Annotated in this window: 17 protein-coding genes and 1 pseudogene; 8 read left to right on the top strand and 10 right to left on the bottom strand. The window is 68.4% G+C overall.

Going from position 1 to position 21,872, the window contains the following annotated elements; all coding sequences use genetic code 11:
• The first annotated feature begins 14 nt into the window (after nucleotides 1-14).
• The 4 genes from V7060_RS12470 to V7060_RS12455 all read left to right on the top strand — a co-directional run bounded on the left by V7060_RS12470 (nucleotide 15) and on the right by V7060_RS12455 (nucleotide 4,695).
• On the top strand, nucleotides 15-866 hold the full coding sequence (locus tag V7060_RS12470) for a DUF692 domain-containing protein (RefSeq protein ID WP_334179567.1): 852 nt from the start codon (nucleotides 15-17) through the stop codon (nucleotides 864-866).
• Entirely contained in the window at nucleotides 863-1,633 is a 771-nt protein-coding gene (locus V7060_RS12465; RefSeq protein ID WP_334179566.1) for a DNA-binding domain-containing protein, read from the top strand. The genes V7060_RS12470 and V7060_RS12465 overlap by 4 nt, the downstream gene beginning before the upstream one ends.
• A 17-nt stretch (nucleotides 1,634-1,650) precedes the next feature.
• Nucleotides 1,651-2,112: a DoxX family protein gene (locus tag V7060_RS12460; RefSeq protein WP_334179565.1), complete on the top strand. Its 462-nt coding sequence runs from the start codon at nucleotides 1,651-1,653 to the stop codon at nucleotides 2,110-2,112.
• A 291-nt stretch (nucleotides 2,113-2,403) separates the two neighbouring features.
• Nucleotides 2,404-4,695: a TonB-dependent receptor gene (locus V7060_RS12455; protein WP_334179564.1), complete on the top strand. Its 2,292-nt coding sequence runs from the start codon at nucleotides 2,404-2,406 to the stop codon at nucleotides 4,693-4,695.
• Nucleotides 4,696-5,095: 400 nt separating this feature from the next.
• Here the strand turns inward: V7060_RS12455 and V7060_RS12450 are convergent, their stop codons facing one another.
• Nucleotides 5,096-5,881 carry a rhomboid family intramembrane serine protease gene (locus V7060_RS12450; protein ID WP_334179563.1) on the bottom strand — a complete coding sequence of 262 codons (786 nt, stop codon included), beginning with the start codon at nucleotides 5,879-5,881 and terminating at the stop codon, nucleotides 5,096-5,098.
• A 90-nt stretch (nucleotides 5,882-5,971) separates the two neighbouring features.
• Nucleotides 5,972-6,931 carry a TerC family protein gene (locus V7060_RS12445; protein WP_334179562.1) on the bottom strand — a complete coding sequence of 320 codons (960 nt, stop codon included), beginning with the start codon at nucleotides 6,929-6,931 and terminating at the stop codon, nucleotides 5,972-5,974.
• A 242-nt stretch (nucleotides 6,932-7,173) separates the two neighbouring features.
• Here V7060_RS12445 and V7060_RS12440 point away from each other — a divergent pair, with 242 nt between their 5' ends.
• Nucleotides 7,174-8,343, top strand: a complete 1,170-nt coding sequence (locus tag V7060_RS12440; protein WP_334179561.1) for a class I SAM-dependent rRNA methyltransferase — start codon at nucleotides 7,174-7,176, stop codon at nucleotides 8,341-8,343.
• 2 nt (nucleotides 8,344-8,345) lie between these two features.
• A complete protein-coding gene (locus tag V7060_RS12435; protein ID WP_334179560.1) occupies nucleotides 8,346-9,023 on the top strand; it encodes a DUF1080 domain-containing protein in 678 nt (225 codons plus the stop codon).
• Nucleotides 9,024-9,165: 142 nt separating this feature from the next.
• Here V7060_RS12435 and fabV read toward each other — a convergent pair whose 3' ends face one another.
• A complete protein-coding gene (gene fabV / locus V7060_RS12430; RefSeq protein WP_334179559.1) occupies nucleotides 9,166-10,383 on the bottom strand; it encodes an enoyl-ACP reductase FabV in 1,218 nt (405 codons plus the stop codon).
• Nucleotides 10,384-10,549: 166 nt separating this feature from the next.
• Complete coding sequence (locus V7060_RS12425; protein WP_334179558.1) at nucleotides 10,550-11,986, bottom strand: amino acid permease; 1,437 nt, start codon at nucleotides 11,984-11,986, stop codon at nucleotides 10,550-10,552.
• 326 nt (nucleotides 11,987-12,312) lie between these two features.
• Between V7060_RS12425 and rmuC the strand changes: the two genes are divergently transcribed.
• Nucleotides 12,313-13,662 carry a DNA recombination protein RmuC gene (rmuC, locus tag V7060_RS12420; protein ID WP_334179557.1) on the top strand — a complete coding sequence of 450 codons (1,350 nt, stop codon included), beginning with the start codon at nucleotides 12,313-12,315 and terminating at the stop codon, nucleotides 13,660-13,662.
• A gap of 221 nt (nucleotides 13,663-13,883) precedes the next feature.
• On the opposite strand, the gene V7060_RS12415 is transcribed toward rmuC, so the two are convergent.
• The 6 genes from V7060_RS12415 to V7060_RS12390 all read right to left on the bottom strand — a co-directional run bounded on the left by V7060_RS12415 (nucleotide 13,884) and on the right by V7060_RS12390 (nucleotide 18,133).
• Entirely contained in the window at nucleotides 13,884-14,891 is a 1,008-nt protein-coding gene (locus V7060_RS12415) for an MlaA family lipoprotein (protein WP_334179556.1), read from the bottom strand.
• A 28-nt stretch (nucleotides 14,892-14,919) separates the two neighbouring features.
• Nucleotides 14,920-15,222 carry an STAS domain-containing protein gene (locus V7060_RS12410; RefSeq protein ID WP_334179555.1) on the bottom strand — a complete coding sequence of 101 codons (303 nt, stop codon included), beginning with the start codon at nucleotides 15,220-15,222 and terminating at the stop codon, nucleotides 14,920-14,922.
• Nucleotides 15,206-15,868 (bottom strand): ABC transporter substrate-binding protein, encoded by a 663-nt coding sequence (locus V7060_RS12405; RefSeq protein WP_334179616.1) that lies wholly within the window; start codon nucleotides 15,866-15,868, stop codon nucleotides 15,206-15,208. The genes V7060_RS12410 and V7060_RS12405 overlap by 17 nt, the downstream gene beginning before the upstream one ends.
• Nucleotides 15,869-15,876: 8 nt before the next feature.
• Nucleotides 15,877-16,419, bottom strand: coding sequence for an outer membrane lipid asymmetry maintenance protein MlaD (gene mlaD / locus V7060_RS12400; RefSeq protein WP_334179554.1), 543 nt, complete (start codon nucleotides 16,417-16,419; stop codon nucleotides 15,877-15,879).
• A 3-nt stretch (nucleotides 16,420-16,422) separates the two neighbouring features.
• Complete coding sequence (locus V7060_RS12395) at nucleotides 16,423-17,175, bottom strand: MlaE family lipid ABC transporter permease subunit (RefSeq protein WP_334179553.1); 753 nt, start codon at nucleotides 17,173-17,175, stop codon at nucleotides 16,423-16,425.
• Nucleotides 17,176-17,344: 169 nt separating this feature from the next.
• Nucleotides 17,345-18,133 carry an ATP-binding cassette domain-containing protein gene (locus V7060_RS12390; RefSeq protein WP_334179552.1) on the bottom strand — a complete coding sequence of 263 codons (789 nt, stop codon included), beginning with the start codon at nucleotides 18,131-18,133 and terminating at the stop codon, nucleotides 17,345-17,347.
• 216 nt (nucleotides 18,134-18,349) lie between these two features.
• Between V7060_RS12390 and recC the strand changes: the two are divergent.
• Nucleotides 18,350-21,718: pseudogene (gene recC / locus V7060_RS12385) on the top strand (exodeoxyribonuclease V subunit gamma); the annotation flags it as partial.
• Nucleotides 21,719-21,872: the final 154 nt, after the last annotated feature.

Genomic DNA, 21,872 nt, shown 5'->3' with positions numbered 1-21,872 from the left:
CGGAGCGACACGCCATGACCATGCCGCTGCACGGGTTCGGGCTGGGCCTGCGCCCCCACCACTACGACGCGTTGCTGGCCGGCGCGGCGGCCGTGGACTGGCTGGAGATCGTCAGCGAGAACTATCTGGTGGCCGGCGGACGGCCCCGGTGGATGCTGGACCGGATGATCGAACGCTGGCCGGTGGCGATGCATGGCGTGTCGCTCAACATCGGTGGCCGCGATCCGCTGGATCGCGACTACCTGCACGCGCTGCGCGGACTGGTGCGCCAGACGCGCCCGCGCATCGTGTCCGATCACCTGTGCTGGACCCGCCATGGCGAGGTCCATTTCCACGACCTGTTGCCGTTGCCGCAGAACGAGGACACGGTGCGGCACGTCGCACAGCGCGTGCGCCAGGTGCAGGATGTGCTGGGCCTGGCGCTGGTGCTGGAGAACGTGTCCAGCTACCTGCGCTTCGCCGACGACACGCTGGACGAAGCGCAGTTCCTGTCCGCCATTGCCTCCGAAAGCGGCTGCGGGCTGCTGCTCGACGTCAACAACGTCTTCGTCAACGCCCACAACCATGGCTTCGATGCGGTCGCGTTCCTGGATCGCCTGCCACGCGGCGCGGTACGGCAGATCCACTTGGCCGGACACAGCGAGGATGCGCGCGGCAGCGGCCTGCTGATCGACACGCACGACGCACCGGTGCCGGACGGCGTCTGGCGTCTCTATCAGCACGCCGTACGCCGGTTCGGTTCGGTGCCCGCGATGATCGAGCGCGACGACCACATTCCCCCGTTGGACGAACTGCTGACGGAACTGGACATCGCACGCCAGCTCGCTGCCGAAACACTGGAGGTGCAGATGGATCGCGCGGCATGACCGCCACGATGCCGCTCGCACGCACCCAGCGGGCGTTCGCGGCGTGGCTGCTGCATCGCGATGCCGCGAAAGCGCCCGGCATCGTCGCGGTGGACGAGGGCGACCGCGCGGTGAGGCTTGGCATCTATGCCGATGGCTACCGGTGGCGGCTGGTGGACGTGTTGGGCGACGACTACCCGGTCCTGCGCGCGTCGCTGGGGCAGGACCGCTTCGATGCTCTGGCGGAGGCGTATCTGCACGCGCATCCGTCGCGGCATCCGTCCGTGCGCCACGTCGGCGCCGGCTTCGCGCGCTGGTTGGTGACCCGCACGCAGGAAGCCCCCGCGCTGGCCGACCTGGCGCGACTGGAATGGGCGCAGGGCGAGGTGTTCGACGCCGCGGACGCGGACACCGCCAGCATCGACGCGCTGGCCACGCTGTCCCCCGATGCCTGGCCTGCGCTGCGTTGGTCCCTGCACCCGGCCGTGCGGCGGATACGCCTGCGCAGCAACGCGATCGCATTGCTGGATGCGCATGCCGGTAACGCATTGCTGCCCGCGTTGCGCAGCCAACCCGCCACGACGTGGCTGTTGTGGCGTCATGCCTTCGACGTGCACTGGCGCCGCCTGCCGCGCGACGAAGCCATGGCGCTCGCTGCCGTCGCCCGTGGCGCGCCCTTCGCCGACTGGTGCGCGCGCCTGCCCGGTGCGGTGCCGGCGCTGCGTGCTGCCGGCCTGCTCAAGCGCTGGCTGACCGACGGCCTGCTGACAGACCTGCCGTCCCCCTGACCCTCTGGAGACCTCCCATGCAAACGACGCCCCTGTACGCCCGCGCGCTCGCGTTCCTCGATGACCACGCCTGGATCGGCCCGCTGCTGGTGCGGCTGGTGTTCGGTTACTTCTGGCTGGAAACGGGGTGGGCCAAGCTGCACAACCTGGCGTTCTTCACCGAGCGCTTCGTCGAGTGGGGCATCCCCTGGCCGGCCCTCAGCGCGACGGTGTGCGCGGGCACCGAATTCATCGGGGGCGCCTTGATCATGCTGGGCCTGGCGACACGCCTGACCATGCTGCCGATGATCTTCAACATGCTGGTGGCGCTGGCCGTTGTGGTCCTGCCCGGCATATCCACGCTGGACGGGTTCGTCGAACTGGACGAAGTGCTGTACGTGGCCGTATTCGTGTGGCTGCTGTTCGCCGGTCCCGGCCAGGCCAGCCTGGATCATCTGATCGCGCGCCGGGCGAAGGCGGGGACGCCCGCGTTGGCGTAGGGGCGCTTCCCCCGTCGCCGCCTGCCGCGCCCCTTCAGCGCGGGCGAACGCCCGGCCCGCCTCCGGCGGAAGGGGCGACACGGACGAAGGAACGCCCATCCGGGGCGCGGCGAGTGCCAAAGGCACGCCGGCGTGCGTGGCCATGACGTGGCCAGCCGCAGGTCGGCGGGCATCGGCGCGATGGCCGAAAGCGGGACTTCCGGCCATTGCTCCCCCTGTTGCTGTAATGCAACATCCGGGTGCTAGCGCCGCCAGGCGCCCCGAACCCCACCCACTCGGAAAGCCACCGCCATGTCCCCAGTCCGCCCGGCCGCCATCCGGCCGCATCGCCTTGCCTTTGCCATCGCCGCCCTGCTGCCTTTCGGCACCGCGTTCGCGCAGGACGCCAACCCTGCAGCGGAGAAGGAAGCCGCCACGCTCGACACCGTGCGGGTCACCGCGCAGCGCAAGGTCGAGAACATCCAGGACGTGCCGGTGTCCATCAGCACGATCAACGGCGAACAACTCGGCGTGCTGGCGTCCGGGGGTGCCGACATCCGCTTCCTGTCCGGTCGCGTCCCCAGCCTGAACATCGAGTCCTCGTTCGGCCGTGCGTTCCCGCGCTTCTACATCCGCGGCTACGGCAACACCGACTTCCGCCTCAACACCTCGCAACCGGTCTCGCTGGTGTACGACGACGTGGTGCAGGAAAACCCGATCCTGAAGGGCTTTCCGCTGTTCGACCTGGAGCAGGTCGAAGTGTTGCGCGGCCCGCAGGGTTCGCTGTTCGGTCGCAACACGCCGGCCGGCGTGGTGAAGTTCGAATCGGCCAAGCCGTCGCAGGAAACCAGCGGCTACGGCAAGGTCGGCGTGGGCAGCGACAACATGTGGAATGTCGAAGGTGCTGTCGGTGGAGCGCTGAGTCCGAACTGGTCGGCACGCGCGTCGGTGCTGTACCAGCGTCGCGACGACTGGGTGACCAATACCTATCCCGGCCCGAACGATGGTTTCGAGGGCTATGACGAATCCGCGGGCCGCGTGCAGTTCCTGTACGAAGGCGATGGCTTCGAGGCGCTGCTCAATGCGCATGCACGCAAGCTCAACGGCACCGCGCGCCTGTTCCGCGCCAACATCATCGATCCCGGCACCAACAACTTCGTCCCCGGCTTCGACAAGGACAAGGTATCGCAGGACGGCCTGAACTACTCCGAGCTGGAGTCGCAGGGTGCCAGCGCACGACTCAATTGGGATGTAGGCGACTACAAGCTGTACTCGATCACCGGCTACGAAAGCGTCGAGACGATCAATCGCGGCGACATCGATGGTGGCTCCGGCCCCTATTTCACGCCGGAGCTTCCCTTCGCTTCCGAGACCGCCGACGGCATCCCCGACCATTCGCAGTGGACGCAGGAATTCCGCATCGAGTCCGAGTACGCCGGACCGTGGAACTGGCAGGCGGGTCTGTTCTATTTCAAGGAAGACTACCGCGTCGAAAGCTTCAGCTACGACTCGCTCAACAACAGCGCGCAGGACGGCTACCAGCGCATCCGCCAGACCAACGACGCATGGGCCGTGTTCGGCGCAGCGACCTGGCAGGCGACCGACAAGCTGGAGCTGCGTGCCGGCCTGCGTTACACCGTCGACGAGAAGAAGCTGACGGTCGAGGATTACTGGAACACCGGTTTCGCCGCCTGCGTGCTGGCCGGCAAGTGCACGCTGGCGCAGCTGGCGGCGCAGGAACCGGATGGCGATCTGTCCGCTTCGCCGGAAGACAAGAAGTTCAACTGGGACCTGTCGGCCACCTACGCCGTCAACGACGACGTCAATCTGTATGCGCGCGCGGCCACCGGCTTCCGCGGCAGCAGCATCCAGGCGGCGGGCGCGTTCAACGGCAAGTCCGTCGCCGGGCCGGAAACCGTCACCTCGTTCGAGACGGGCGTGAAGGCCGACTTCTGGGACAAGCGTGCGCGCATGAGCGCAGGTGTCTTCTACTACCGCGTGAAGGACCAGCAGCTGACCGCGGTGGGCGGTGCGGCCAATGCCAACATCCTGGTCAATGCCGACAAGTCGGTCGGCAAGGGCTTCGAGCTGGATTTTCAGGCCTACGTGCTGGACAACCTGCTGGTCACGCTGGGCAGCAGCTACAACGACACCGAGATCAAGGACGACAACCTGAACGTCGCCGTCTGCGCGGCATGCACCGTGACCGACGAAGAGGTGCTGGACGAGAACGACGACCCGACGGGCCGCTACTACATTGGCGGAAACCGTTTGCCGCAGGCACCGAAGTGGGTACACAACGTCACCGCGCGCTACAGCATCGGCATGGGCGAAGGCAGCGAACTGTACGTCTACACCGACTGGGCGTACCGCAGCGAGGTGAACTTCTTCCTGTACGACTCCATCGAGTTCACCGGCAAGTCGTCGCTGGAAGGTGGCCTGCGCATCGGTTACGGCTGGGGTTACGGCGACTACGAGGTCGCCCTGTTCGGCCGCAACATCACCGACCAGCGCCGCATCGTCGGCGGCATCGACTTCAACAACCTGACCGGCTTCATCAACGAGCCGCGCACGGTGGGCGTGGAGTTCAGCGCGAAGTTCTGATCCGCACAGACACGCGATCGACACACGGGCGCCCCAGGGCGCCCGTGTTGTTCGTAGCGTGCGCCATGCGCACGACCTCATGATTCCTGACCGAAACCGCAGTCGTGCGCATGGCGCACGCTACGTGCACCAGGTGTCCTTCGTGGGAGCGACGTGAGTCGCGAAAGAGCGCCGATCCATCATCCGCAAGAAGAAAAGGCAGCCCAGCACGGCCTGCCCGTTCCTTGTGTCCCATCGACTGATCCGCGCAGACGCGCGATCGACACACGGGCGCCCCAGGGCGCCCGTGTTGTTCGTAGCGTGCGCCATGCGCACGACCTCATGATTCCTGACCGAAACCGCAGTCGTGCGCATGGCGCACGCTACGTGCACGAGGCGTCCGTCGCTGCCACAGAAATCATCACGATGTCGGCGGATCCCGTGGCGGGAAACGCAGCACGACGCCACGCTGTTCCTCTTCCGGCTGCTCCGGGCGTACCCACAACAGCGGCACCTCGCGCGGCGCGGGCAGTTCGAGTTCGTCGTCGCTGTGCGCGGCGGCTTCCTCTTCCTCGATTTCCCAGCTGTACTTCTTGCGCGGCAGTTCGGGGTCGAGGCGACGGAACAGGAATGCGGCGATCAATCCCGCGACTGCGCCGCCCAGGTGCGCCTGCCACGACACGCCGGCTTCGCGCGGCAGGATGGTCAGCACCATGCCGCCGTAGAACAGGAACGCGATCATGCCGGCGGCGATCGCCGCACGGTCGCGGCGTAACAGGCCGAGCATGAAGACCATGAACATCAGGCCGTGGGTCAGTCCGCTCGCGCCCAGCGTATGCGTGCCGGGTTCGGCCAGCAGCCACGGACCCAGTCCGGAACCCAGCCACACCAGTGGAATGGCCCACAACGTCGCGCGTGGATAGACCGCGCCGGCCAGCGTGCCGAGGATCAGCAGCGCCGATGCGTTCGCCGCGATGTGCTCCAGCGAACCGTGCAGCAGCGGCGCGGTCAGGATGCCGAGCAGGCCTTCCATCGACAGCGGCGAGATGGTGAAGGCGCGCACGTCGAAACTGTTCTGCGCCGAGTACACGATGGCCAGCAGCAGCACGAACGCCAGGCTCAGGTTGAGCGCGCGCAGGATGCGCTTGCGGTCGTAGCGCTGCTGGGATTCCGGATCGAACGCCGGGTCGTCGGGATGCAGGTCCATGGTCCAGTTCTGGCGGCGCCCGGCGCGAATGCAAGCCCGGACGCCGATGGACAGACCATCCCGCAGGCGGGATGGTCTGCCGGCGCCGCGTCAGGCGACCGGGTCGGCGTTCTGCGGCCGCGCCAGGCTCAGCGCGACGGTCACGCCCAGGATCAACGCTACCGTACCCAGCGCCCACGGCACCGGGATCTTGTAGACATCGATCAGCAGCATCTTGGTGCCGATGAAGCCCAGCACCACCGCTAGGCCGTACGGCAGCAGGTGGAAGCGGTCGGCCATGCCGGCCAGCAGGAAGAACATCGCGCGCAGGCCCAGCACCGCGAACACGTTCGAGGTCAGCACGATGAACGGGTCCGAGGTGATCGCGAAGATCGCCGGGATGCTGTCCACCGCGAAGATCACGTCGGTCACGCCGATCAGCACCAGCACCACGAACAGCGGGGTGAACCAGCGCGTGCCGTTCTCGCGCACGCTCAGCCTGTCGCCACGGTAGCCATCGGTGAGCTTCAGGTGGCCGCGCATCCAGCGCAGCGCCGGGTTCTTCTCCAGGTCCGGCTCCTTGCCGGCGGCGAACCACATCTTGATGCCGGTCAGCAGCAGGAACGCGCCGAACAGATAGAGCAGCCAGTGGAACTTCGCCAGCAGCGCCGCGCCGGCGAAGATCAGGATGCTGCGCAAGACAATCGCGCCCAGGATGCCGATCACCAGCACGCGCTGGCGCTGTTCCTCCGGCACGGCGAAGTAGGTCATGACCATCAGGAACACGAAGATGTTGTCGACCGCCAGCGCCTTCTCGACCAGGTAGCCGGTCAGGAACTCCAGGCCCACACGGTTGGCCTCGACCAGACCGGCGGTCTCGTTGACGTACCACCACAGGCCACCGTTGAAGGCCATCGCCAGCGCGACCCAGCCCAGGCTCCACCACATCGCTTCCTTGAACGTGACCTTGTGCGGCCCGCCGTGGCGCATCAGCACCAGATCGACCAACAGCGCGATCACCACCAGGCCGCCGAAGCCGGCCCACAACCAGGGGTTGCCAATCGTTTCCATCGAGATTCCCGAAAAAAGTGGAGGACGGCCGCGGGTGCGGACATCTCGGGAACCGGTGAACGGGGATCCAGGGTATGCCTTCGCCATCGCGGCGAAGGTCTCGCTCACAGCCCGGTGGGCTGCCGTGGGACCGGAGCATCGCTGCTCGAAATGACGGCCGGCACGTTGGGAGCTACTCCCCTTCTGGCGCGGATTGTCCGGATGGCGCCCGGCTGGGTCAACCGGACGGGTAAAATGCGTTCATGAACACGCCCAACCCGACCGTACGCCTGAAGAACGCCTGGCGTTCCAGCCACCCGTGGATCTTCCAGAAACTGGTCGAAAAGCCGACCGCCAAGCCCAAGCCCGGCACCGTCGTCGAAGTCGTCGGCGTGGACGGCGAATGGATCGGCCGCGGTTTCTACAACGGCCATTCGCGCATCGCCGTGCGCATCCTGGAGACGCACTCCGACATTCCGATCGACGCCGGCTGGTTCTCGCGCAAGATCGCCGACGCCGTGGCGCTCCGCCGCGAGGTGCTGAAGCTGGACGCCACCACCGACGCGTGGCGCGTGGTGCATGCCGAAGGCGACGGCCTGTCCGGCCTGGTGGTGGACCGCTACGGCGATCTGATCGTGGTCGAATTCTTCGCCGCCGGCATGTTCCGCCATCGCGAATGGATCTACGAGGCGCTGCGCGAACAGTTCCCCGGATGCCGCTTCCACAGCTTCGCCGACGAGCACGTGCAGAAGCAGGAGAGCTTCGAGTTCCACGGCAATACGACGACCGAAGCCGCCGTCATCACCGAGTACGGGGTGAAGTTCCGCGCCGATCCCGCGGGCGCGCACAAGACCGGTTTCTTCGCCGACCAGCGCGAGAACCGCGAGTGGCTCAGCCGGCAGGTGGAGGGCAAGAGCGTGCTCGACCTGTGCTGCAACACCGGCGGCTTCGCCGTGTACGCGGCGGCGCGCGGCGCGTCCGAGGTCATCGGCGTGGATATCGACCAGGACGTCATCCAGATCGCCAAGGGCAACGCCAAGCTCAACAACACGCGGCCGAAATTCGTGCAGGCCGACATCTTCCCGTACCTGCGCGACGCGGCGAACCGTGGCGAGCAGTACGACGTGGTGATCCTGGACCCGGCCAAGATGACGCGCGACCGCGAGCAGGTGATCGCGGCGCTGAAGAAGTACCTGGACATGAACAAGCTGGCGCTGGGCGTGGTGAAACCCGGCGGTCTGTTCGCCACGTTCTCGTGCACCGGCCTGGTCAGCGAGGAGCAGTTCCTCGACATGCTGCGCCGCGCCGCCTACTTCTCCGGCCGCACCATCCAGATCCTCAAGGTCGCCGGCGCCGGTCCCGACCACCCCTTCATGGCGCACGTGCAGGAGTCGCGCTACCTGAAGGCGGTGTTCTGCCGCGTGGTCGACTGACAATGCAGGACGCGCGCGGCCTGCGGATCGTTCCGGTTCTGCTCGCCGCGCTGCTGGCCGGCTGCGCATCCACGCCGGCCGCACCCTGGCAATCGCTCGCCGACGCATCGCAATGGCGCAGTGTCGGCGGAGCCACGCTGGATCCGCGCTGGCAGATCCGTGACGGCGAACTTGCACTGACCGAGGCCGGCGGCGGCGACATCATCAGCGCCGGCACGTACGGCGATTTCGAGCTGGAACTGGAGTGGCGCCTGCCGCCCGGCGGCAACAGCGGGCTGTTCTATCGCGCGGTCGATGCGTCGCCGGTGTGGGCGCGCGCCGTGGAGTACCAGTTGCTCGACGACCGCGAGGCGGAAGACCGCATCGTGCCAAGCCATCGTGCCGGTGCCGTGTACGACCTGGTCGCTCCGGCACGTGACGTACTGCGCACCATCGATCATTACAACCACGCGCGCATCGTCGCCTGCGGCCCGCGCGTGGAGCACTGGCTCAACGGCGTGCGCGTCGCGGCCTACGACGCGGACAGCGAAGACTGGAAGCGCCGCGTAGCCACCAGCAAGTTCGCTGGCCAGCCAGCGTTCGCCAAGGTGCGTCGCGGTCACCTCGCGCTGCAGGACCACGGCAATGCCGTGCATATCCGTGGCATGCGTATCCGCGCGCTGGGACCAAAGTGCCCGTAGAGTCTGATGTGGGAGCGACGTAAGTCGCGATGGCAGATCGCTGCACAGGTTCATCGCGACTTACGTCGCTCCCACATCCCATGAGCAACCCATGAAAAAGGCGGGCCGAAGCCCGCCTTTTTCTTGCGCCACGCAAGGGAGATCAACCCTCCGGCGACAACTCGATACAGTCGAACTGCACGTCCGGGTTTACGTCGGCGTCGTAGTCCACATCGCTGCGTTCGAAGCCGAACAGCTTCAGGAACTCGTGCTTGTAGTTGGCGTAGTCGGTCAGCTCGAACAGGTTCTCGCTGGTGACCTGCGGCCACAGCGCCTTGGCCTGGTCCTGCACCTCGGGCTTCAGTTCCCAGTCGTCCAGGCGCAGGCGGTTCTCGTCGTCGGTTTCGGCCGGCGCCCCGTCGGTGCGATACATGCGGTCGCGGAACAGCCGGTCGAGCTGCTCGATGGTGCCCTCGTGCAGGCCCAGCTCCTTCATCACCTTGAACACGATGCTGATGTACAGCGGCATCACCGGGATCGCGGAGCTGGCCTGCGTCACGACCGATTTCAGCACCGCCACATTCGCGGTACCGCCGGTCTTCTTCAGGCGCTTGTCCAGACGCTGCGCGGTCTGGTCCAGGTCCACCTTGGCGCGGCCCAGCGCACCGTGCCAGTAGATCGGCCAGGTGATGTCGGTGCCGATATAGCTGAAGGCGACCGTGCGCGCGCCGTCGGCCAGCACGCCGGCGGTGGCCAGCGCATCGATCCACAGTTCCCAGTCCTGGCCGCCCATCACGGTGATCGTGTCCTCGATCTCTTGCTCGGTGGCCGGTTCGATGGTCGCGTGGGTGATGACGTCCTTGTTGGTGTCGACCGCGGTCGAGGTATACGGAGCACCAATCGGCTTCAGCGCGGAGCGCTTCACTTCACCGGTCGACGGCAGCTTGCGCACCGGCGAGGCCAGCGAATAGATCACCAGGTCGACCTGGCCGCCCATCTCCGTCCGGATCAGTTCGATGACCTGGGCGCGCGCCTCGTCGGAGAACGCATCGCCGTTGATCGAACGGCTGTACAGCCCGGCCTCCTTCGCTGCCTTGTCGAACGCGGCGGAGTTGTACCAGCCCGCAGTGCCGGCTTTCTTCTCGCTGCCGGGCTTCTCGAAGAACACGCCCAGCGTGTCCGCGCCGAACCCGAACGCCGCGCTGATGCGCGCCGCCAGGCCGTAGCCGCTGGACGCACCGATCACCAGCACCTTCTTCGGTCCATCGCTGCGCACGCCCTGCGCGCGCGTCGCCGCGATCTGGTCACGCACGTTGAGCTCGCAACCGAGCGGATGGGTGGTGGTGCAGATGAAGCCGCGGACTTTGGGATGGATGATCAACGTGGTAACCCGGGGGATGGTGTGCCTGCGCGGCATCTTAGTGCCGCAGGCGCCGGGAATGAAGCGCCGACACTGCACACGCAGGCGTATGGACGTAGCGTGCGCCATGCGCACGACCGCAGGATCCCAAGACGATCCGGGTCGTGCGCGCAGCGCACGCTACGGATCATGCGTCGCCGCCCTTCGCCAGCATGCTGTTGCGGCGGCTGTAGGCCAGGTAGACGACGATGCCGACCACGTTCCAGATGAGGAACCACAGCTGCGTGCGGTGCGGCAGGCTCCAGAACAGGTACAGGCAGCCGAGGATCGCCACCGGGCCGACCAGCCACGCCAGCGGCGTGCGGAACACGCGCGGACGGTTCGGTTCGCGCGTGCGCAGCACCAGCAGGCACACGCCCACGGCGACGAAGGCCGCCAGCGTGCCGGCATTGGCGAGCGCGGCGATTTCGTCCAGCCGCGCGACGCCGGCCAGCGCCGCGACCAGCACGGCGGTGAACACGGTGATCGCCACAGGCGTGCCGGTGCGCGGATTGACCTTCGACAGGCTGCGCGGCAGCAGGCCGTCGCGCGACATCACGAAGAAGATGCGGCTCTGCCCGTAGAAGAACGCCAGCAACACGGTCGGCAGCGCGATGATCGCCACGATGCCGATCACCAGTGCGGCCGTGCCGTGGCCGAGTTCACGCATGATCAGCGCCAGTGGTTCGGCGCTCTGGCCGAACACGGTGTAGCTGAGTGCGCCGACCGCGGCCACCGCGACCACCAGGTAGATCAGCGTGCAGCCGATCATCGAGCCGATGATGCCGATGGACAGGTCGCGGCCCGGGTTCTTGGTTTCCTCGGCGGCGGTGGAGATCGCATCGAAACCGTAGAACGCGAAGAAGATGATCGCGGCCGCCGCCATCACGCCGCGCTCGACGCCATCCGGCCCGATCGATTTCGGGAAGCCGTACGGCATGAACGGCTGCAGGTTCTCCGGATTGAATGCCGGCAGTGCGACTGCGATGAACACCGCCAGCGCGATCAGCTTGAACACCACCAGGATCGCGTTGAGCGTGGCGCTCTCGCGCGTGCCGGCGATCAGCATGCCCGCGACCAGGAAGGTGATGACGATGGCCGGCAGGTTCAGCACGCCGCCAGCATGCGGGCCGGCCGACAGCGCCGCAGGCAGGGTGACGTTCCAGCCGAAATTCTGCTGCACCCATTCCAGGAAGCCGACGAAGTAGCCCGACCACCCGACCGCCACCGTGCTGACCACCAGCGAATATTCGAGGATCAGGCTCCAGCCGACGATCCAGGCGATGGATTCGCCCAGCACGCCATAGCTGTAGGTGTAGGCGCTGCCGGCGGCCGGCATCATCGTCGACAGTTCGGCGTAGGCCAGCGCCGCGCAGGCGCAGACCACGCCGGCCACGACGAAGGAGATCAGCACCGCCGGGCCGGCCTTCTCGGCACCCACGCCGATCAGCGTGTAGATGCCGGTGCCGACGATCGCGCCGATACCCAGCGCCACCAGGTGCGGCCAGCTGAGCGTGGGGACCAGGCGCCGGCCTTCTTCGTGCTCGGTGATCCGGTCGATGGATTTGCGGCGAAGCCAGGTCATGGAAACTCCTCGTGTTGCGTCAACGGAACAGCGCGCGGGCGGTGCGCCAGCGCAGGCGGGATGGGGGGATGATCCGCAGCACGGGGCCGCGCGACCGCCCGCAGCCTAAGCGGCCGGGGCTGGCGCTGGCAATCGGCGCCGCACCACGCGGGGAAGCACCCGGCCTGGAGAGACGACCGCCGCGCGGGGGCGAAGACTTGCGGGCGGCGGTGTACGTCCTGGAGGCCGAACAACACGTCCAGTTCCTCGTCCGAACGCACCGGTCCGCAGCCGTGACGCCGCGCGGCCGGCGCAGGCGCTGAGACGCCAACGGCTACACTGTGCACATGGATTCCCAGACCCTCCTCCTTGTCCTGCTCGCCCTTGTCGCCGTGGCCGTCGTGCTGCTGGCGGTGCTGGTGCTGCGCCGACCGGAAGCGCGCATCGGCGACCTGCTTGAGCGCGCGCTGCGCGATGAGCAGCGCGAGGGCCGCGGCGAACTGCGCGACCAGCTGGAAGGCTTGTCGCGCGCGCAGGAAGTGCGCATCGACGGCTTCGCCCGCAGCCTCGCCGACCTGAGCACGCGCACCGACCAGCGCCTGGACGTGTTGCGCGACACCTTGAGCGAGGACGCGCGCAAGGGCCGACTGGACGCGTCCGAGTCGCAACAGCGCTTCGCCGACGCGCTTGGCCAGCGGCTCAACGAACTGACCCAGCGCAACGAGCAGCGCATCGGCGAAATGCGCGCCACGCTGGAAGGTCGGCTGAAGGAACTGCAGGCCGACAATGCGCAGAAGCTGGAGCAGATGCGCGCGACGGTGGACGAGAAGCTGCAAGCCACCTTGACCCAACGGCTGGACGCGTCGTTCTCGCTCGTATCGGAGCGGCTGGAAGCAGTACAGCGGGGGCTGGGCGAAATGCAGCAGCTCGCCACCGGCGTCGGCGACCTCAAGCGCGTGCTGACCAACGTCAAGGACCGCGGTGGCTGGGGTGAAGTGCAGCTGGAGAACCTGCTGGAACAGGTGCTCACGGCCGAGCAGTTCGCGCGCAGCGTGAAGGTGCGCCCGGACAGCAACGAAGCGGTGGATTTCGCCATCCGCCTGCCCGGCCGCCAGGACGACGACGTGCCGGTGTGGCTGCCGATCGACGCCAAGTTCCCGCGCGAAGACTACGAACGGCTGATCGACGCGCAGGAACGCGGCGATACCGACGCGATGCGAATCGCCGCCACGCAGCTGGAGCGCGCGATCAAGGTGCAGGCGAAGTCGATCAACGAGAAGTACGTGGTGCCACCGCACACCACCGACTTCGCGGTGCTGTTCCTCGCCACCGAGGGCCTCTATGCGGAAACCATCCGCCGTCCCGGCCTGGTCGATGCGCTGCAGCGCGACCACCGCATCGTCGTCGCGGGTCCGACCACGCTGGCGGCACTGCTCAACAGCCTGCAGATGGGCTTCCGCACGCTGGCCATCGAGAAACGCTCCAGCGAGGTGCGGGTGCTGCTGGGTGCGGTGAAGACCGAGTTCGGCAAGTTCGCCACCGTGCTGGAGAAAGCGAACAGCCAGCTGGACACGGTGCAGAACAGCATCAAGCAGGCCGGCGTGCGTACGCGTGCGATCGAGCGCCAGCTGCGCGGCGTCGAAGCGCTGCCCGGCGAGGAAACCCAGAAGCTGCTGGGTGGCGACGAGGCGGAATGAGGGCAGAGGATCAGCCTTCTCCCCGCGTGCGGGGTAGAAGGTGCCAGGAGGGCGTAGGAGGGGGCAGGCGCGGTCTTCCTGCGTGCGCAGAATCTTTCCCTCCCCGCTCGCCCCTCACCCGCCTTCGGCATCCACTCCCTGCTGCGCAGGGAGAGGGGAACCGCAAAAAGAAGACGGCGCCCTGAGGCGCCGTTTTCGTTCATCGCATCGCCAATCCCGCTTCAACCGCCGCCGCTGATCTCCGGCATCGGCATGGCATCGGCCGGCACCGTCGGGGTGTTCTCGTCCTGCAGGTACTCCGGCAGTTCCTCTTCGGTCTGCTTCTGCGAGCGATGGCTTTCAATCTGGTAGTTGCGGCGCTGCAGCCACGAATCGCGGACTAGCGCGTAGTCGTCCACCGCACCTTCGCGCAGGCTGTCCAGCGACAGCAGTTGCGCGCGCGTGTCCACCAGGTTCAGGCCCTGCAGGAAGATGCGGGTCTTGTCGTCTTCCACGTAACGTGTGGGACTGAGCGGCATGTCGCCGGCCAGGCCGAGCACGTCGCGCACGGTGCGCGGGCCGAAGAACGGCAACTCCACGTAGCGCGAGCGCTTCCAGCCCCAGGTGCCGAGCGTCTGTCCGAAATCCTCGCTGCGGCGCTTCATCTTCAGCTCGCTGGCGGGATCGAAGATGCCACCGATGCCGACCGTCGAGTTCAGCACGAAGCGGCCGAACGTCTGCGTGGCGTCGCGCGGACGCCCCTGCAGCAGCTGGTTCACCATCGTCAGCGGCTGGCGCAGGTTGTCGAAGAAGTTGCCGACACCCAACCGCACAGGCCGTGGCACGGCCGCGACGTAGGCGAGCGCCAGCGGTCGCGCCACCGTGCGGTCGACCGCATTGTTGAAGGCGTGCACCTTGCGGTTGAACTTCTCCCACGGGTCGTAGGACACCGGCGCCTGCGCGGGTGCGGGCAGGGTCGGATCGGCGACCGGGTCGTAGACGCCGCCGCCGTAGATCTCGGCGAAGTCGTCCTCCGCCGCCGAGACCGCGCCGCTTTGCGCCGCCGACGGCGGCAGCGGCGCGTCGATGGTGGCCGGATCGATCGGCGGCTCCGGCGGTAGCGGGGCGGCGACGGTGCCGTCGATCACCACCGCATCGGTCGGCGCGTGCGTCGACGGCGCGGGTGCGGACGCGCACGCCGTCGCCAGGGCGGCCAGCAGGACCACGGTGCTGAGGCGGAACAGATTCATCCTGATTCCTGGAAACTGCGGGGTGGGGTTACGCCGGAAAATCCAGTTCCGGTGTCAAACGGTAGGCAGCCTGCAGATCGGCGAGACCCGGGGGCTGTCCTTCGAAGCGGGGAGCGGTACCGCCGGCGCGCAGGCGCGCGGCCAGTTCGGCCAACAGTGCCAGCCCGGCGCTGTCGACGGTAGTGACATGGGTCAGGACGATGCGTTGCGCACCCGCCAGCTGCGCCGAAGCCTGCGGCCACAGCGTGGCGGCCGCCGCACGGTCGAGCGCGCCCGTGAACACGAGCGCGTCGCCATCCCGACGGATGCTGGCGTCAGTTGCCGCCGGCACTGCCGTTGACCTGCAGCTTGCCGGACTTCAGGTCCGCCGCCACCTGTGCGATGGACTTCTGCCGCAGCGGCGTGTCGAACTGGGTCTTGAAGGTCTGCACGAAGGACACGCCTTCCGGCAGCACGTCGAACACTTTCCACTGGCCGCCCACATTGCGTGCGTAGAAGGTGATCGGGGTGACGGTCTGGTCGGTCTGCACGAATTCGGTGTCGACCTTCACACCGCGGCCACCGGGCAGCGGCGACTCGGACTTCACCCGCACCTTCAGGCGCGCGTTGAAATCCGCCAGGCGCGCGCCGTACGCGGACAACAGGCGCTCGGTCAGGGCCTGGCCGAACAGCTTCACGTCGGCGTCGGAGGCGCCCCGACCATGCACGCCCAGCACCAAGCGAGCGGCGTAATCGCCGTCGAACAGGGTGTTGAACTCGCTGGTGACGAACTGGCGCAGCGCCGCCGGATTCGACTTGAACTCGGCACGGCGCTGGTCGAGCGTGGTCAGGATGCGCGTGCTGCTGCCCAGCACGACCTGGCTGGCGCTGTTCTGCTTCGCGGCGGCGGCCGGTGCCGCGGCCTGCGCGAACACGGCGACCGGCGCGGACGCCAGCAGCGCGGCCGACAGCACGACGGACAGCAGGGAGGGCTTGATCAGGGTCTTCATGGTGTGGGTTCTTCCTTAGCGGGGGGAGCGGCGGTCTCGCCGCTGGCCGGGGTCTCCCCGGAGCCTGCACCGGCATTGTTGGCGCCACCGCTGAACATGTACTTGCCGGCCAGCTGCAGCAGATCCACGGCGGGCTGGGTGAAGGCGATCTCCTCGCCCGGCTTCAGCACCTCCGGGTCACCGCCCGGCGACAGGCCAATGTAGTTCTCGCCCAGCAGGCCGCTGGTGAAGATGCCGGCGGCGGTGTCGGCCGGCAGGTCCTTGTACTGGCTGTCGATGGACAGCGTGACCAGCGAGTCGAACTTGACCGGGTCCAGCCGGATGTCGGCCACCTGGCCGATCACCACGCCGCCGATCTTCACCGGCGCCTGCTTGCGCAGCTGGCCCAGGTTGGAGAAGCGTGCGGTCAGCTCGTAGCTGCCGCCGCCCACGCCGAAGCGCTTGTTGGTGGAGGCCAGCGCCAGCACCAGCAGCGAGGCCAGGGCCAGCAGCAGGAAGGCGCCGACGGCGAATTCGAGGCGGGGTCCACGGATGGACATGGGTCAGCTCCTGAACAGCAATGCAGACATGACGAAATTGAACATGAGCACCAGCAGCGAGGCGTTCACCACCGCGCGGGTGGTGGCCACCGAGGTACCTTCGATGGTCGGCTCGGCGTGGAAGCCCACGTAGGCCGCGACCAGCGCGGCGGTGCCGCCGAATACGGCCGACTTCAGCAGCGCCACGCCGAAGTCGTCCCAGAAATCGACGCTGTTCTGCAGCGCCGACCAGAACGTGCCGTTGTCGAGGCCGAGCACGTGCACGGCTTCGAAGTAGCTGGCACTGATCGCCAGCGAGCAGAAGAAGCCGGTCAGCAGCGGCACCGTCAGCACCGCCGCCCAGAAGCGCGGCGCCACGGCCTTGGCGACCGGGTCGATGGCCATCAGTTCCAGCGCCTTGATCTGGTCGGTGGCGCGCATCAGGCCCAGCTCGGCGGCGATGGAGCTGCCGGCGCGGCCGATGAACAGCAGCGCGGTCAGCACCGGGCCGAGTTCGCGGTACAGCGACAGGCCGAGCAGCGTGGACAGCGCATCGCTGGCGCCGAACGTGGTCAGCGTGCGGTAGCCCTGCAGCGTCAGCACCAGGCCCACGAACGCCCCGCCCACGGCGATGATCGGCAGCGAGCGCCCACCGATCTTGTAGATCTCGCGGGTCAGTTCGGCGAAGAAGTCGCGGGTCGGCGTGGAGGCGCGCAGCACCGACAGCGAGAACAGGCCGGCACGGCCGAGCGAGCGGATGGCGGCAACGAAAGGCATCAGGCGGCCTCCTCCCGGTGCGGCGCGCCCTTCCCCTGCTTGCGGGGGAAGGTGCCCGAAGGGCGGATGGGGGCGAATCCGGCACTTGGCTCAACTGCTTTGCCCCCACCCCAGCCCTCCCCCGCTTCGCAGGGGAGGGGGCGCATCGGGAGTGCTTCGGGATATCCCATCACGCTGCCTCCCCGCGTTTGACCGTGTCGAACGCGATCGGGCCGTCCGGCTCGCCGCGCAGGAACTGCTGCACCAGCGGATCCGACGAGGCTTCCAGTTCCGCCGGCGTGCCGGAAAACACCAGGCCACCGTTGGCGATCACGATCGCCTGGTCGGCGATCGGCAGCGTCTCGTGCACGTGGTGGGTCACGATGATGCTGGTCAGCCCCAGCGTGTCGTTGAGGCGCTGGATCAGGCTCATGATCACGCCCGAGGCGATCGGATCCAGCCCGGTCAGCGGCTCGTCGTAGATCATCAGCGGCGGGTCCAGCGCCAGCGCGCGGGCCAGTGCCACGCGGCGCGCCATGCCGCCGGACAACTCGCGCGGATAGGCATCGGCGGCGGCGCGCAGGCCGACCGCATTCAACTTGAATTCCACCAGCCGGCGGATCAGTGCATCCGGCAACGTCGTATGCGTGCGCAGCGGCAGCGCGACGTTTTCCGCCACCGTCAGGTCGGTCAGCAGGCCGTTGCCCTGCAGCAGCACGCCGATGCCCTTGCGCATCTCCAGCAGCGCGCGGCTGCGGTGCGGTACGGGCTGGCCGAACACCTCCACCGTGCCCGCTGCGGGCGGCAGCTCGCCGGTCAGCGCGGCGAGCATCGTCGACTTGCCGCTGCCGGACGGGCCGAGCACGGCGGCGATGCTGCCGCGGGGCACGGTCAGGTCGATGCCGCGCAGGATCGTGCGGCCACCGCGATCGAGGCGGAGTCCGGACAGATGCACGGCAGGGGCGTCGGCAGGCGTCATGGGCGTCGTCGGCGGACCAGCAGGAGGGTTAACGGAAAAACAACGGCGTAGCTTCGCGGCCAGCGGCTGAACATAAACCGTACCGCGCAGTTTGATTATTGTGGCACCCATGTCGCGCCCATGCCGTATCCACATGCGCGATTCGTGCGGGATGCTGTGGCCCAAACCGTGGCGTCTCGGGTGCTGCGACCGTCATCCGGCACAATGGGGACAACGATGACAACGTCCGCCACGCCCGACTTCCGCCTCTATCCGTCCAACGTGCTGGGGCTGCTGGCGGCCCTGCTGGCCGACGAGTTGAAGCGGCCCATGCCGGGACAATCGCCGCTGGCGCCGGAGGTGGTGCTGATTCCGCAGGTGGCGATGCGCCGCTGGCTGCAGGCCACGCTGGCCGCCGAGTACGGCATCGCCGCGAACCTGGAATTCCTCACCCCCGGCGAATTCGTCGCCCGCGCGCTCGATACCAACCTCGGGCCGGCCGGCGACGACGACCTCGATGCCGCCTCGCTGCAGTGGCGCCTGTACGCCGCGCTCGACGAACCGGCGCTGCGCCGCGATCCCGCGCTGGCCGCGCTCGACGGCTGGCTGGCCGATGGCGATCCGCTGAAGCCCTGGCAGCTGGCCGGCGAACTGGCCGGCGTGTACGAGAAATACCAGGCGTGGCGCCGCGACTGGCTGCTGCGCTGGGAAGCGGGCGCCGACCGCGACGATCCGCAGGCGCGGCTGTGGCGTGCCGTCGCCGCCGGCCGCGACTATCGCGCCCGCCGCATCGACGCCTACCTCGCGCGCTTCGGCCGCGACGACGGCCCGCTGCCGCAGGGATTGCCGAAGCGCCTGCTCGTCTTCGCCACGCTGAACATCTCGCCCGACGTGCTGCGCGTGCTGGCCACGCAGGCGCGCGTTGGCACGCTGCATTTCTACCTGCCGACGCCGGCACGCGGTTACTGGGGCGACCTGCAGACGTTGCGCGAGCGTCGCCGCGAAGGCGAGGCCGAGCTGTTCGCCGACGATGTGCAGGAAAACCCGCTGCTGCAGGCGTGGGGCGCGGCCGGGCGCGACTTCATGGCGCTGCTGGGCGATTACGAGGTGGTGCATCCGCGCGCCGAGATCGACGTCTACGCCGATCCGCTCGCCGCCGACGGCCCGGACACGCTGCTGCACCGGCTGCAATCGGACCTGTTCCATCGCCGTGCGCCGGCATCGCCGCCCTCGCGCTCCACGCCGGACCTGGCCGATCCCAGCCTGCAGGTGCACGCCTGCCACACGCGCCTGCGCGAACTGCAGGTGCTGCACGACCAGCTGCGTGCGCTGCTGGAAGACCCGCGCTTCGATCCGCCGCTGCAGCCGCGCGACATCGCGGTGCTCGCGCCCGACATCGATCCCTACGTGCCCTACCTCGATGCGGTGTTCGGCGGCAGCGGCCACGACGACGCGCTGCCGTGGGCGCTGGCAGATACCAGTCCGCTGGCGAACGAGCCGCTGGCCGAGGTGTTCCTGCGCCTGCTCGACCTGCCGCTGTCGCGCTTCGGCCTGGACGAGGTGCTGGACCTGCTGGCCAGCGCGCCGGTGGCGGAAGCCGCCGGCCTCGACACCGATGCCATCGACCGCCTGCATGGCTGGCTGCGCGAGGCCGGCGCGCGATGGGGGCTGGATGCGAATCATCGCGCGGCATCCGATGCGCCGGCCGACGACGCCTACACCTGGCAGTTCGCGCTCGACCGCCTGCTGCTGGGCCACGCCAGCGGTACCGACGACGCCATCGCCGGGGTCGCACCGTGGCCGGAACTGGAGGGCGGTGCGCTCGCTGCGCTCGACACGCTGGTGCGGCTGTTGCGCGAGCTCGCCCGCCAGCGCCGCGTGCTCGGCGAGGCGGCGACGCCCGCGCGCTGGCGCGAGCGCCTGCTGCACCTGATCGCCGCGCTGCTGCCGGAACAGCCGAGCGCACCGCGCGCGCAACGCACGCTGGAGCGCCTGCGCACCTTGATCGACCGCTTCGCCCGCGATGCGGAGACGGCGGGCTACGCCGGCGTCGTGCCGCCCGAGGTCGTGCGTGCGCATTTCAGCGACCAGCTTTCGCAGGCCGACACGCGCGCGCCGCTGCTCACCGGCGGCATCAGCGTGGGCCGCATGGTGCCGATGCGCCTGCTGCCGTTCCGCGCCATCTGCCTGCTCGGCATGAACGACGGCGACTTCCCGCGCCGCGATCCTGCGGCCGGCCTCAACAAGCTCACTGCGGAACTGCACGCCGGCAAGCGGAAGCCAGGCGACCGCTCCACGCGCGAGGACGACCGCTTCCTGTTCCTGCAGCTGTTCGCCGCCGCGCAGGACGTGTTCTACGTCAGCTACCTCGGCGCCGATCCGCGCGACGGCAGCGTGCGCGAACCGTCGGTGCTGGTCAGCGAACTGCTCGATGTCGCGGCGCGCTACCACGCCGATCCGGCAGCGAAGGCGAAGCTCGTCGTCCGCCATACGTTGCAGCCGTTCGCGCCGGCCGCGTTCGGCAGCGCCGAGGAACCGCGCCGCTTCAGCTACCGCGCCGCCTGGCGTCCCGCAGCCGATCGCGTGGATGCCGCGCGTGGCGCGTCGACGCCATGGGTCGACGGGCCGTTGCCTGCACCCGAAGACGAACACGACCTGCCGCTCGACACGTTGCGACGCTTCCTGCTCGATCCGGCCGGCGCCTTCCTCGCGCACCGCCTCGGCCTGCGGCTGCCCGACCCGATCGATGTCGCTGAAGACACCGAGCCGCTGGTCGCGCCGATCCGCGGGCGCGAACGCGCACGGCTGCGGCGCGAGGTGTTCGACTGGCTGCTCGACGTCGCGCGTCCGCAGGAGGCACGCACGCCGTCCGCGCTCTACACGCGCCTGCGCGCGCGCGGCCAGGTGCCGACCGGGCCGCTGGGCGAACACGCCGCAGAACAGGTATTCGCCGAGGTGGAGCCGTATGCGCAGGCCTTCGCCGACTGGATCAGCCACGACCGCCGCCATCGGCAGCATGACGCGCTGAGCGAACCGGATGGCCAGGCCGTGCTCGCCGCCGTGCTGGCCGGTGAGACCATCCACGCCGACACGCTGCGCGCGAGGCTGGCGGAACAGCAGCTGTTCCCGTGGCAACGGGGCAACGGGCGTGCACCGGGGCCGGACGCCGAGCTGCGCCGCCTGATGCTGCTGGTGCACGAAGCCGAACAGGTCGCACGCCTGCAGCCACAGTGGCGCGCGCATGTGGAATGGCGCGGCCTGGTCGCGGCCGACGACCTCGGCGCGCCGCGCATCGAGGCGGTGATCGACGGCGTGCGCGTGCACGGCCGCATCGCCGATGTCTATCCGCATGGCCTGGCACGCGTGCAGATCGGCACACTCAACGGACCGGCCGTCATCCGACACGGCCTGGACGCGCTGCTGCTCAATGCGGCGGGGCTGTCGATCCCGCTGGTGCAGATCCACGATGGCGACGAGGGCATTCGCGCCTACGTCACGCCTGCGCGGTCGGTTGCGGACGCACAGGACGCGTTGCGCATGCTGCTGGCGTTGCGCCGCGACGGCCTGCGCGCGCCGCTGCCGTTCGCCCCGGCGACGGGGTGGGCCATCCATGCCGCCGAACCCGCACTGCGCGAGGCCGCGGCGCGCGACGCCTGGTATCCGGGCGACTACCGCTGGGGCGAAAGCACGGGCGAGGCGATCCAGCTCGCGTTCCGCGGTCGCGATCCGCTCGCCGATGCCGACGGCATGGCGGACTTCA

The organism is Pseudoxanthomonas sp., from assembly GCF_036845285.1.
Taxonomy (GTDB): Bacteria; Pseudomonadota; Gammaproteobacteria; order Xanthomonadales; family Xanthomonadaceae; genus Pseudoxanthomonas_A.
Note: the sequence above shows the minus strand (reverse complement) of the source record. Positions and strands in the feature narration are given on the sequence as shown.